The sequence below is a fragment of the Iodidimonas muriae genome, from assembly GCF_014647255.1.
Lineage (GTDB): Bacteria > Pseudomonadota > Alphaproteobacteria > Sphingomonadales > Rhodothalassiaceae > Iodidimonas > Iodidimonas muriae.
The window spans coordinates 65,984-77,940 of the sequence record NZ_BMOV01000002.1 but is presented as its reverse complement, the minus strand read 5'-3'; the positions used below and the strand labels follow the sequence as shown (position 1 = coordinate 77,940).

Genomic DNA, 11,957 nt, shown 5'->3' with positions numbered 1-11,957 from the left:
GGCTTTTAAAGCCGTCCCAAGCGGGTGCGTTAAGGGTTTACGTTAAAGATCAGAAGCTATAGCGCAATGTGACAGAAGCCGTCCGGCCATTGATGGCGCGCGCCCGGATCACCGCATCGGAATTGGGCAGGATAGAGCCTTCTTCCGCTTCGGTAACGCCCAGCGTATCGAACAGATTGTTCACATCGGCCGACAACACCAGACCGGACAGAATCTCGTAATTGGCAAAGAGATTCACCTGCGTATAGCCGGGCAGTTTCAGCTCGTTGTTGAATTGGGCAAAGGAGCTGGTGGTGCCGATGATATTGGCCCCGATGGTGAAGCCATAATCCGTGTAGGATGGCGTCACTTGATAAATCAGGTCCGCTTGCCGGCGCGGCGTGTTGCCCACCAGATCCGGCGACAGATTGTCTTCCACAATATCCGCATCGGTCCATGTCAGCCCGGCGGTGATATCGAACGGACCATAGGAATAGGCCCCTTCAAGCTCGAAGCCATAGGCGCGGTATTTGCGGTCGATGAAGGTGAGGCTGGTGATTTCGAAATTCTGTTCTTCGGTTTTGGCATAGAAGAATGTGCCGAACAGATTAAGCCCGCCGGTCCGCAGTTTCACACCGGCTTCGGTTTGTTTGACGATATCCACAGCGGCGTCTTCATCCACCAAAGAGCCATCGGCGGCAATGGCAGGGCCAAACAGCAAACGGTCTGCATTGGCGCTGCCACCCCGGCTATAGCGGGCAAAAACGGCCAGATCGTCGCTCAACAGATAATTGGCCCCAAAGGTGTAAGAGGCATAATCATATGTGTAATCAACGGGCGAAGGATTGGCCAGATCCACCAGATTGACATTTTGTTCCGGCCCTTCGATCACGCCGTCGCCGGTGACATCAAAGGGGGCCTGAATGGTGCCTGCAAAGCTGCCTGAAACATCACCGAAGGTGTAGCGCAGGCTGGCATCAAGGCTAAGATCGCCGGTGATCCATGATACAGAGGCATAAGGGGCATCGGTATCATAATCGGCATTGTAATTGCGGGTACAGCAGCCGCCAAAGGGATCACCAAACTGGAACAGGCCGTTCAGGGTCTGTTTTTGGCCATTGGCGTCAAACACATCCAAAAGGGCGGCATCCTTGCCCTTCACTTCCATCAGGAACGAGTTCCACACCCAGTCCATATTGATGTTTTGCGAGGCTTTATAATAGCCGAATGTCACATCCACATCGCCCATATCGCCCATTTCAAAGGATTTGGCGAGTTTCAGATCGTTGGCGAAATTGTCGAAATCATTCACATCCACATCGAACAACGCCACGGACATGGCCAAGCCATTGCCATTGAGCGCTGCGGGATTGGCGATGGCCTGACCACCGCTTGGGCCATTGGCATAGCCAAGGGTTGCCCCGGCTCCGCCGATTTGTTCGGCCAAGGACGATGCACTGGCCACACTGGCCGGGAAGGGCGCAACGAAACCGCCGGAATTTTCGGAATAGCGGCCGCGATTGCTGATCCGCCAATCATCGGCCAGATCGAATTCGAACTCGATGCCGATGGCGGTGCTCAGGGCGCGGATGCCATCATCAAGATCAAGGCGGCGGCGGTTGTTTTCGCCGTCAAGGCCAAGGCCCGACAACAAGAAGGGGGAATGGGGAGTGTCGGATTTGGCGTCGAACCCTTCCACCGAGCGGAATTTCGGATTTTCATTGGTGCCGGTGGCCAAAAGCGGCATGGGCAGGAAGGTGGTTTCCCGGTCATTCAGATGTTTGAAATAAAGCCGCACATAGCCATTTTCAAAATCCTTGGTGATATTGGCTTTGATCTGCCCGCCATCATCGCCATTGAAGCCGGTGTTGCGGGTGCCTTCGCCGGTGCGATAAAAGCCACCCACATGAAAGCTCAGATCGTCGGCAAGGGGGCCGCCATATTCGAAATCAAGCTGGGTGCGGTCAAAGCCGATGCCTCGCGTGATGCCGATGCTGCCGCCTTCCTGTGCGCCGGTTTTGCTGATCATATTGATCACGCCACCGGGGGAGTTCTGCGCAAATGTGGAGGCCGAGCCACCGCGCACCGCTTGAATTTGCGAAATGGTGCTGTCGGCGCGCAGGAAATTATCCGCATTGCCAAAAGCGATGTCGCCAAATTGCAAAACCGGCAGGCCATCTTCTTGCAGCGAAAGGAATTTCGCGCCACCCGTGGAAATGGGCAGGCCACGCACGGCGATATTGGCATTGCCGCCCCCGCCAGAGCTTTCAGAGCGGATACCGGGAATATTGCGGAAAATCTCGGCGGTGGAGCGCGGTGCAAAATTACGGATTTCTTCGGCGCTTAAAGAACTGGTGGAAACGCTGGTGGTCATTTTTGTGCCGCTGATGGGCACGGCGGTGATGATGATTTCCTCAAGCATTCCGGCATTTGTGGAAGCCTCGTCGGCATCCCCGTTTTCAACCTGCGAAACAGCAGGTGATGCGGCAAAGGCTGCAGTGGCCACCGATAGCATTAAACCAAAGCGTGTTGCTTGTTTCATTGGATTCTCTCCCCAAAATGATGCGGCAGGCCATGGCATCTCTGTGGAATTTAATGGCCGCCAGTTTGGATCAGGCGCTTTGTGTTTCCGCCATAAATGGCGCACCCCATCCATATGATCGCGAGGACGGTAAAAGATTTTGCAATCGATTGCAATAATGGTTTTGCAAAATGTTACGTAACAAAACGCTCTTTCAGGCGGTCAGAAAGGCTTTAGCCGGCTGCTGGCCCCGCTGCATTGTGAAAGGCATCTTTGGACAGCCGCTCGATCTCTGCCCAGCTTTCATGCTGCACCGCGTTTTTGGGTGCCACCCAACTGCCGCCCACGCATAACACATTGGCAAGGTTTAGATAATCCCGCGCCTTAGTGGCATTGATCCCGCCGGTGGGGCAGAAAAACACATTGGGAAAGGGGCCGGAGAAATTCTTGATAGCCGCCACACCGCCCGAGGATTCGGCAGGGAAGAACTTCAAATGGTCAAAGCCATGGTCATTGGCACGCATGACTTCTGATGCGGTGGCCACACCGGGCAGCAAAGGCACCGTGCTGGTCTGTGCGGCTTTTGCCACGGCGTCGGTCAGGCCGGGGCTTACGGCGAAGCGCGCGCCCGCTTGTTCTACCCGTTTCAGATCGTCCGGTGTGCGGATGGTGCCCGCCCCCACAATGGCACCGGGCACCTGTTGTGCCATGGCTTCGATGGCTGGGATTGCAGCGTCTGTACGCAGGGTAATTTCAAGAACCCGCAAGCCACCGGCCACCAAGGCCTGCGCCAAAGGGACGGCGTGCTCGATATGGTCGATTGCCAGAACCGGGATCACCGGTGCGGTGGTCATGATTGTGTGGATGGCCTGTGTCATATGCAGTGTTCCTTGATGATGAACCTTTTATCCCAGAATGAAAGAGGCACCCTCTTCGGCTTTGGAAACGGCCTGGCGTGCGGATGCGAACAGTTCGCGGCCCATGCCAAAGTGGTAGGAGGATATATCCGCCTGCTCCGGCGTGCGGGCGGCGAAGTCTGCATCCTCAAGCAGCACATTCAATGTTCCGGCGTCCGCATCCAGCCGGATGATATCGCCATTGCGGATGCGCGATATCGGCCCTCCATCCACCGCTTCCGGGGTCAGGTGAATGGCCGCAGGCACCTTGCCCGATGCGCCCGACATGCGCCCGTCGGTGATCAGGGCCACCTTATGGCCACGTTCTTGCAAAACGCCCAGGCTGGGGGTCAGCTTGTGCAATTCCGGCATTCCGTTGCTGCGTGGCCCCTGGAAGCGCACCACGGCCACCACATCCCGGTTCAACTCTCCGGCTTTGAAGGCTTCGACCAGTTCGCTTTGATGATGAAACACCCGTGCCGGTGCTTCCACCACCCGATGTTCGGGCTTCACCGCCGATATCTTGATCACGCTGCGGCCCAGATTGCCTTCTAAAAGCTTCAGACCACCGGTGGCAGAGAAGGGATTGTCCACGCCGCGCAGCACATCTTCGTCCCCGCTTTTTTGCGGAGAAGGCCGCCAGACCAAGCGATCGTCTTCCAATCCCGGCTCCACCGCATGCTGGGATAGGGGGACGCCATATATGGTTTGAATATCGCCGTGCAAAAGCCCGGCATTCGTCAGTTCGCGGATTAGAAAGCCGATCCCGCCCGCTGCGTGGAAATGATTCACATCCGCCGAACCATTGGGGTAGATGCGTGTCAAAAGAGGCACAATATCCGATAGATCGGAAAAATCCGTCCAGTTGATCTTTATGCCCGCCGCTTTGGCAATGGCCACCAGATGCAATGTATGATTGGTGGACCCACCGGTGGCCATCAGCCCCACCATGGCATTGACGATGGCGCGTTCATCAATCAGACGCCCCAAAGGCGTATGGGCATTGCCAAGGCCGGTGATGGCGGCGGCACGTTTTGCTGCATAGGCCGTTAAAGCATCGCGCAATTTGGTATTGGGATGCACAAAAGCCGCACCGGGCAGATGTACGCCCATCATTTCCATCATCATCTGATTGGAATTGGCCGTGCCATAAAATGTGCAGGTGCCGGGGCTGTGATAGGATTTGGCTTCGGCGTCCAACAGCTCTTCGCGGCCCACCTTGCCTTGGGCAAAAAGGGCGCGCACACGGGCTTTTTCATCATTGGGCAGGCCCGATGGCATGGGGCCGCCCGGCACGAAAATAGCGGGCAGATGGCCAAAGCTCAGGGCGCCGATCATCAAGCCCGGCACGATCTTGTCGCAAATGCCCAGTGCCAGCACCGCATCGAACATATTGTGCGACAGGGCGATGGCGGTGGCCTGTGCAATCACATCGCGGGAAAACAGCGACAGGTCCATGCCGTCCTGGCCTTGGGTAACGCCATCGCACATCGCGGGGACACCCCCTGCGAACTGTGCCGTGGCACCGGCCTCGCGGGCGGCCAATTTGATCAGATTGGGAAAGCGTTGATAGGGCTGATGGGCCGACAGCATATCATTATAGGCAGACACAATGGCGATATTGGGCGCCCGTTCGCCGCGCAAGCTGGGCTTGTCGCCTTCCGCTGCGGCAAAGCCATGGGCCAGATTGCCGCAAGACAAGGTGCTGCGATTGGGGCCCTCGCGGTGCGCGGCCTCTATGCGCTCAAGATAATCGGCGCGGCTTTGGGTGCTGCGCTCGCGGATGCGGGTGGTCACTTCGGACAGTGTGGGATGCATCCTGTGTCTCCTCATTTCTCTGGCAAATAGGCTTAATTCGGTATGGTTGATTGGCGGCACGAAATACCGCCTTCATGGCATGTGACGGGATCAATGGGTGAAAGGACCCCATATGGGTTGGGCTTGGGCCGTGTTCCATCGGGCTCGAAGCCGAAATTCACAAAGATCTGTGCCATGCTCATATGCAAAAATCCGCCGCCCATGATGACGGCCATATTGGCCCGCTCCACCAAAGCCTGACGGGTATCGGGCGCTTTTTCGTCCAACCGCAAGGCTTTTTGGGCGGCGATGAATGTTTCATCCGCCTGCCAATCGGCTTTATGATCGATCTGTGCATTCAAAAACCCCAACAGATCGCCTGTCCGGCCATTGGCAAGGGGTATCTGTGCCCATTCGGCAGGGCCGTCCTGTGCGGTATCGTTTTCCGGTTCAACCCGGTCCCGCCGCGGTGTGATCAGCACATTCAAAGGCGGAAAAATCTGCGGCCATTGGGTTTCGGCAATGGGCTCCAAAGGGTTCGTCTCCGTTTCGGCATCCTGATTGGCCACGGATGGGGGCAAAGGCTCCGCCGTTTCCTGTGCATTGGCTGTCATCAGGCTTATGCCAGAAATGCCCAGATATATAAGTGCCGCCGACCAGAATTTCCGCATATCGACCCCTTGCTGTTTCGTTTGTTCAGACCCGACCAATAGGGGGCACTCCCATGGGGAAAGGTCAAGGGGCCCAGTGGACCTCAACCGGCACCTCATGTTGTTGCAAGATCGCGCGGATGGGCATTTCATAGATATCCGTTCCCGCCATTGCCCGATCATAGACATGACGCTTGCCGGCGCCTTTTAGCATCAAAATGATCCGGGCCGAATCCAAAAGCGCGGGCAAGGTCAGGGTCATGCGCTCGAAGGGGGCATCTTTTGGCAGGATTTTCGGTGTCAATCCAAGGCACAAATCCGTCCCTTCAGGGGACAAGACAGCGTTTAGCGCCTCGGCTCCGGGAAAGAGCGAAGCGGTATGCCCATCTTCGCCCATGCCCAAAAGAACCAGATCCGCAGCCCATGGAAAATCCATCAAGCGTTTTTGAACATCTGGCGCCCCTTCCACCGCTGTTTTGGCCGGAGTTTTGAGGCTGATGAACGAGGCTTTTTTCGCATCATCGACAAGCAAGCTTTCATGCACCAGTTTTTCATTGCTGGCCGGATGGTCCGCATCCACCCAGCGGTCATCGGCCAAAGTGATGCAGATCTTTTCCCAATCCAGTTTGCGCTTCGCCAAGCGCTGAAACAGGGCTTTGGGGGTGGAGCCGCCGGAAACGATCAGCCCGGCAATGTCCCGTGCCTCGGTGGCTTCCGCCAAGGTTAAAGCCATATGTCCGGCCAGGCTGTCGGCCATGGCTTCGGCATCGGGATATTCGACAAATAATGGTTCAATCATGCCAGCTATGCCCATATCGTTCGGTGAGCGCCACCGAAGCGGCAGGCCCCCATGTTCCGGCGGAATAAGGCTTGGGCTTCAAATCCAGATCCCGCCATCCTTTGGAAATGCCGTCCACCCACGCCCAGGCCGCTTCGGTTTCATCGCGGCGCACAAACAGGGTGGAATTGGCGTTCAGTACATCCAGCAATAAGCGCTCATAAGCGATGCGGCGACGGCGGGTGCGCGCCTCTTTGGTCATGGAAAGATCCAAGGACACTTCTTGCAGCTTCATGCCGTCACGGCCCAGCCCCGGCACCTTGTTCATCACGCACAGCTTGATATTTTCTTCCGGTTGCAAGCGGATTACCAGCTTGTTGGAATCTAAAGTGAGATTGCTTTCTTCGGGGAAGATCGAATGGGGTACCCCTTTGAACTGGATAAAGATCTCGCTATAGCGATAAGGCAGCCGCTTTCCGGTGCGCAGATAAAAAGGCACACCGCGCCAGCGCCAATTATCGATATCGGCGCGTAAGGCCACAAAGGTTTCCGTGCGGCTTTCTTCTTGCGCTTCATCCAGATAGCCCGGAACCGCCGTACCGCCGACCGCGCCGGCCGTATATTGACCGGCCACCGACTTCAGCGTGTTCTCTTGTTTGGTGATGGGCCGTAAAGACCGCAAAACTTTCAGCTTTTCATCGCGCACCGCATCGGCATCAAGGGTGTTGGGCGGCTCCATTGCCACAAGGCACAAAAGCTGCAGCATGTGGTTTTGCAACATATCGCGCAAAGCGCCTGAGTCGTTATAATAGGACCAGCGCCCTTCCACGCCCACCGTTTCGGAAATGGTGATCTGGACCTGCTCGATGCCATTGGCATTCCAAAGGGGCTCGAACAGGGAATTGGCAAAGCGCAAAGCCAGCAAATTCTGGACTGTTTCTTTTCCAAGATAATGATCGATGCGGTAAATGCGGTCTTCTGCAAACACGGCTCCCACCGCATCATTCACCGCCCGGCATGATAAAAGATCATGGCCAATGGGTTTTTCCAAAACGACGCGGGTGTTTTTGCCGGCCAGTCCATGGGCCTTGAGATGGGTGCATATGTCGCCATAAAAGCGCGGGGCTGTGGAAAAATAACACACCAGCTCGCCGCCTTCATCCAGACGCACCGCCTTGGCCAAGCTATCGAATCCGGTGCCCTCCACCGCATCCACAGGGCAATAATCAATGCGCTTTGCAAAGCGTTGCCACAAGGCTTCATCATAATAGTCTGCGGCGATATGGCTTTTTAGGCGCTCATGCACCGTTTCTAGAAACCCGTCGCGGTCAAGATCAGACCGGGCCGCCCCGATAATCCGGACATCATCGGCCAAATGGCCATCACTGTCCAAAAAATACAGGGATGGAAACAGCATGCGCATGGCCAGATCACCGGTTCCGCCAAAGATGATCAGATCACTGGGTCGGTTGGTGCCGTGTTCTTGCATAAAACTATCCCGCATTCGTCAAATCATGCATATATACACCGTCATGTACGGCGTTTTTGGTTATAAAATAAAGAGATGAAGCCCTCCTATGGCATAAAAATGATGTTTAGCACATTGCAATCGATTGCAAATATTTGCACAGTGATAGGGTGCTTTTGCCAAAAAGGGGCGCTAGACTGCCGGAGATTGCCCGATCAAGGGCAGCAAAAGTCGCAAAAGCTTTAAGACGTTTCTTGGATAGAGTCATCCGAAACAGGGTGAGACGCCGGGAACCAGAACGCTTTGGGGAGACATATGGAACTGGGTATCTCACTGCATCCGATCGATATCGGGTTGATTTCCGCCTATTTCGTGATTGCGATCGGTTTGGGCATTTGGTTTGGCCGGAAGCATGATACGGCCAGCGATTTTTTCCTTGCCGGTCGGGGCATGTTGTGGCCGGTGATCGGGCTGTCGCTTTTTGCCTCCAATATTTCCAGCACAACGCTTGTGGGGTTGGCAGGCTCGGCTTATTCCACCGGCATTTCCGTGTTTAACTATGAATGGATGGCTGCGGTTGTCCTTGTGGTGTTCGCGGTGTTTTTCCTGCCCGCTATTTTGCGCGCGCAGGTTTATACCATGCCGGAATTTCTCTCTAAACGGTATGATGATCGGGCGCGTACCTATTTCTCCTTATTGACTTTGTTCCTCAATATTGTGGTGGATACCGCCGGCGGGCTGTTTGCGGGCGCTTTGCTGTTGCAAATGATGTTCCCCAGCCTCGATATCTGGACCACCGTTACGGTTTTGGCCATTGCCGCCGGGATTTATACCATTGCGGGCGGTCTTGCGGCGGTGATGTTCACCGATGCCATTCAGGCGGTGTTATTGGTGGTCGGGTCTGTGCTGATTACCATTTTCGCTCTGGAACAGGTGGGCGGCTGGGACGCCGTTGTGGCCGCTGTGCCGCAAGACAAATTAAGCCTGATCCGTCCGCCGGGTGATCCCGGTGTGCCTTGGCCCGGCCTTGTTACCGGCGTCTTTTTGCTGGGATTTTATTTTTGGTGCACCAATCAATTCATGGTGCAGCGCTTATTGGCTGCCAAGAATATCAATCATGGGCGCTGGGGTGCCTTATTTGCCGGTTTTTTGAAGCTGCCGGTGCTGTTTATCATGGTGATCCCCGGCACCATTGCCATCTTGCTCTATCCCGATATTGAAGATCCCAATCTGGTCTATCCCACCATGCTGGTGGATTTGCTGCCGGTGGGCATCATGGGATTGGTTCTGGCGGGGTTTGTGGCGGCTTTGATGTCGCAAATTGACAGCACGCTCAATTCCGCATCGACCCTTGTGACCATGGATTTCGTGCGCCGCATCTGGCCTCAGCTCAACCCGCACCAGTTGATGCGCGCCGGGCAGATATCGACCTTTGTGTTCATGATGCTTGCTGTGCTTTGGGCCCCGCAGATCGCAAAATTCCAATCGATCTTTGAATATCTGCAAGCGGTTCTGGCCTATACGGTGCCGCCTATTGTGGCCATGTTCGTGTTCGGGGTTTTGTGGAAACGTGCCAATGCCTCGGGCGGGTTTGCAGCTTTGGTGATTGGCGGTTTGGCCGGATTGGTGTTCTTCATCGGCAATCAGGTGCTGGTGGATGAACCGGTGATCAGCTTTTTATATGTGGCCCCCATCCTGTTCGTGATCTCAAGCATCACTTTGGTGGTGGTCAGCCTGATGACCCCGCCGCCATTGCCGGAAAAAACCGAAGGATTGTTATGGACGCCTGCCACATGGCATGCGGAATCCGAAGAACTTGCCGCTTTGCCCTGGTGGCAGAATTACCGGATTTTGTCGGTGGGCCTGCTGGCGGTCACCGCTGTCATTGTGATCAGCTTTTGGTAGCCTAATCGGCTTGGTGCGCGCCGCTGGAGGCGCGTACCACCAGCTCTGGGGTCATCATCAAAGGCGCGATGGCTTCCCCGGCAATTTTCGACATCATCAGATCCACCAATAAGCGCCCGCCTTGCAAAATATGCTGGCGTACGGTGGTGAGCGGTGGATTGTACCAAGTGGCAAGGGCGATATCGTCAAAACCGGTGATGGCCACATCTTTGGGTACATGGATGCCCCGCGCCTGCAGGGCATTGATGACCGCCATGGCCAGAACATCACTGGCGGCCACCAGCCCGTCGAAGGCCAAAGTCTTCAGATCCAGATGTGCGATCACCCGATGGGCATCCTCGCTGGTAAAGCGGCTGTCAAACACCAGATCCGGATCTATTTCGTGGCCTGCGGTCTCTAGCGCCCGTTGGTAGCCTTTATATCGCAATTCCACCTCTGGCCAGCCACGATGCCCCATAAAGGCAATGCGTTTGCGCCCTTGTGCAATCAGGTGCTTTGTCGCTTCAAGGGCGCCGGTTTCATTGTCGCAGCCCACAGTGGAATAGCGCTGGTCTGGCAGCCGCCCGCCCCACACAACCATTGGCGCACCGGTATCGGCCATACTGTTCAGGGTTTCATGCTGGGAGGATTGGCCGATGATGATGGTACCGTCAGCCCGGGAGCTATCAAGGGCCGCATCGGGCCAATGTCTGTCTCCGGCATTGACGCGGCTGAGCAAAAGGTCAAAGCCGCGGGCATTCAAGGCATCGGCGATGGCCCCGAGCAATTCCATAAAGAACGGATCGGAAATCGGCTGCTGCTGCTTGGCATCGATGGGGATTACCACGGCGATGGTGCCGGTGCGTTTCAAGCGGAAATTCCGTGCCTGTTCATTCACCACATAATTGTGGCTGTGGGCAATGCGGCGCACCCGGTCTTTGGTTTTGGCATTCACCAACGGGCTGTCGGCCAAAGCCCGTGACACGGTGGATTCCGATACCCCCGCCAGACGGGCGATATCGGACATGGTTTTGATATCCGCTTTGGGCGTGGATCGCCGAATGGTCATGATTGGTCACTCATGGCCCGCTTTTGGATCGGGATGGCGAAAAGGGCCGCCACAGGGGCGAAAAGGCGCCACCATCCCGTGATCCTTATTGTCCCGGCTTGACAAATTTCAGCGTCATCCGGTCGGATTCGCCAATTGCCTGATTTTTGCGCCGTTCTTCATCGCTTCCGGCGCGCAATACCGGCGGCAAGCCCCAGACCCCGATTTCATAATCCTTGGTGTCTTTGGGATTGGCATTGATCTCGCTTTGATCCGCAAGCACGAAACCCGCTTTCGTAACGGCTTCGATCACGAAGCTTTGCTTCAGATAACCGCGCCGGTCAGCGGGGGTATTGGGTGAGTCTTCATTTTCCCGGTGTTGCACCACACCCAGCACGCCGCCGGGCTTCATGACGCGGAAAAATTCGGCCAGAACCTCTTCCAGCACATCGCTATACACCCAGCCATGCATGCTGCGAAAAGCAAGAATGGCATCCACACTGTCATCAGCGGCAAAACCGTCTTCGGTCAGCATGAAGCGGGCAAAGGCCTTATCGCCAAACAATTTGCCTTTGGAGGCGATATAATTATCGCGCCAGACATGGGAGCGCGCCCGGCTGCCGGCATTTTGGGAGAGATGTGGCGCTGTGTTCAGCGCGATATAGGTGCCTTTATCCCGGAGCAGATCCCCCAGAATTTCCGTGTACCAGCCGGGCAATGGTTCGGCGACCGTCATATCGGCGGTGATGCCAAAGAATTTCAGGGTTTCGGCTGGATGGCGGTAGGCATCCCGCGCCTTTTGATCGGCGGTGCGATACGGATTTTCCGTAACCGCCCGGTCAATGGCATCGCTATCTTGCGCTGCAAGCCGGTGCGCAGGCAGCAGCATCACAAGCGCGAGAAAGAGGTGCGAAAGGCGCATAAAATATCTCCATT

General features: G+C 55.9%; 9 protein-coding genes. 1 reads left to right on the top strand and 8 read right to left on the bottom strand.

What is annotated here, in order from left to right:
• Positions 1-49: 49 nt before the first annotated feature.
• The 6 genes from IEX96_RS02810 to zwf form a co-directional block, all read right to left on the bottom strand.
• On the bottom strand, positions 50-2,521 hold the full coding sequence (locus IEX96_RS02810) for a TonB-dependent receptor domain-containing protein (RefSeq protein WP_188873452.1): 2,472 nt from the start codon (positions 2,519-2,521) through the stop codon (positions 50-52).
• Between the two features lie 212 nt (positions 2,522-2,733).
• Positions 2,734-3,378: a bifunctional 4-hydroxy-2-oxoglutarate aldolase/2-dehydro-3-deoxy-phosphogluconate aldolase gene (locus IEX96_RS02805; protein WP_150004160.1), complete on the bottom strand. Its 645-nt coding sequence runs from the start codon at positions 3,376-3,378 to the stop codon at positions 2,734-2,736.
• A 27-nt stretch (positions 3,379-3,405) separates the two neighbouring features.
• Positions 3,406-5,214 (bottom strand): phosphogluconate dehydratase, encoded by a 1,809-nt coding sequence (gene edd, locus IEX96_RS02800; RefSeq protein ID WP_150004159.1) that lies wholly within the window; start codon positions 5,212-5,214, stop codon positions 3,406-3,408.
• A 32-nt stretch (positions 5,215-5,246) separates the two neighbouring features.
• Complete coding sequence (locus IEX96_RS02795) at positions 5,247-5,864, bottom strand: hypothetical protein (protein WP_150004158.1); 618 nt, start codon at positions 5,862-5,864, stop codon at positions 5,247-5,249.
• Between the two features lie 64 nt (positions 5,865-5,928).
• Positions 5,929-6,642, bottom strand: coding sequence for a 6-phosphogluconolactonase (pgl, locus tag IEX96_RS02790; RefSeq protein WP_150004157.1), 714 nt, complete (start codon positions 6,640-6,642; stop codon positions 5,929-5,931).
• The gene (gene zwf, locus IEX96_RS02785) at positions 6,635-8,125 is read right to left on the bottom strand and encodes a glucose-6-phosphate dehydrogenase (RefSeq protein WP_229773489.1); all 1,491 of its coding nucleotides are present in this window, start codon (positions 8,123-8,125) and stop codon (positions 6,635-6,637) included. The genes pgl and zwf overlap by 8 nt, the downstream gene beginning before the upstream one ends.
• Before the next feature lie 279 nt (positions 8,126-8,404).
• Here zwf and IEX96_RS02780 point away from each other — a divergent pair, with 279 nt between their 5' ends.
• Complete coding sequence (locus tag IEX96_RS02780; protein WP_150004156.1) at positions 8,405-9,994, top strand: sodium:solute symporter; 1,590 nt, start codon at positions 8,405-8,407, stop codon at positions 9,992-9,994.
• Position 9,995: 1 nt separating this feature from the next.
• Here the strand turns inward: IEX96_RS02780 and IEX96_RS02775 are convergent, their stop codons facing one another.
• Together IEX96_RS02775 and IEX96_RS02770 are read right to left on the bottom strand one after the other, a co-directional pair.
• Positions 9,996-11,042, bottom strand: coding sequence for a LacI family DNA-binding transcriptional regulator (locus IEX96_RS02775; protein ID WP_229773488.1), 1,047 nt, complete (start codon positions 11,040-11,042; stop codon positions 9,996-9,998).
• Between the two features lie 85 nt (positions 11,043-11,127).
• Positions 11,128-11,943 (bottom strand): class I SAM-dependent methyltransferase, encoded by an 816-nt coding sequence (locus IEX96_RS02770; RefSeq protein ID WP_229773487.1) that lies wholly within the window; start codon positions 11,941-11,943, stop codon positions 11,128-11,130.
• Between the last annotated feature and the right edge of the window lie 14 nt (positions 11,944-11,957).

Coding starts and splice junctions, on each gene's coding strand:
- IEX96_RS02810 (WP_188873452.1), bottom strand. CDS start 2,521: ATGAAACAAGCAACACGCTTTGGTTTAATGCTATCGGTGGCCACTGCA.
- IEX96_RS02805 (WP_150004160.1), bottom strand. CDS start 3,378: ATGACACAGGCCATCCACACAATCATGACCACCGCACCGGTGATCCCG.
- edd (WP_150004159.1), bottom strand. CDS start 5,214: ATGCATCCCACACTGTCCGAAGTGACCACCCGCATCCGCGAGCGCAGC.
- IEX96_RS02795 (WP_150004158.1), bottom strand. CDS start 5,864: ATGCGGAAATTCTGGTCGGCGGCACTTATATATCTGGGCATTTCTGGC.
- pgl (WP_150004157.1), bottom strand. CDS start 6,642: ATGATTGAACCATTATTTGTCGAATATCCCGATGCCGAAGCCATGGCC.
- zwf (WP_229773489.1), bottom strand. CDS start 8,125: ATGCGGGATAGTTTTATGCAAGAACACGGCACCAACCGACCCAGTGAT.
- IEX96_RS02780 (WP_150004156.1), top strand. CDS start 8,405: ATGGAACTGGGTATCTCACTGCATCCGATCGATATCGGGTTGATTTCC.
- IEX96_RS02775 (WP_229773488.1), bottom strand. CDS start 11,042: ATGACCATTCGGCGATCCACGCCCAAAGCGGATATCAAAACCATGTCC.
- IEX96_RS02770 (WP_229773487.1), bottom strand. CDS start 11,943: ATGCGCCTTTCGCACCTCTTTCTCGCGCTTGTGATGCTGCTGCCTGCG.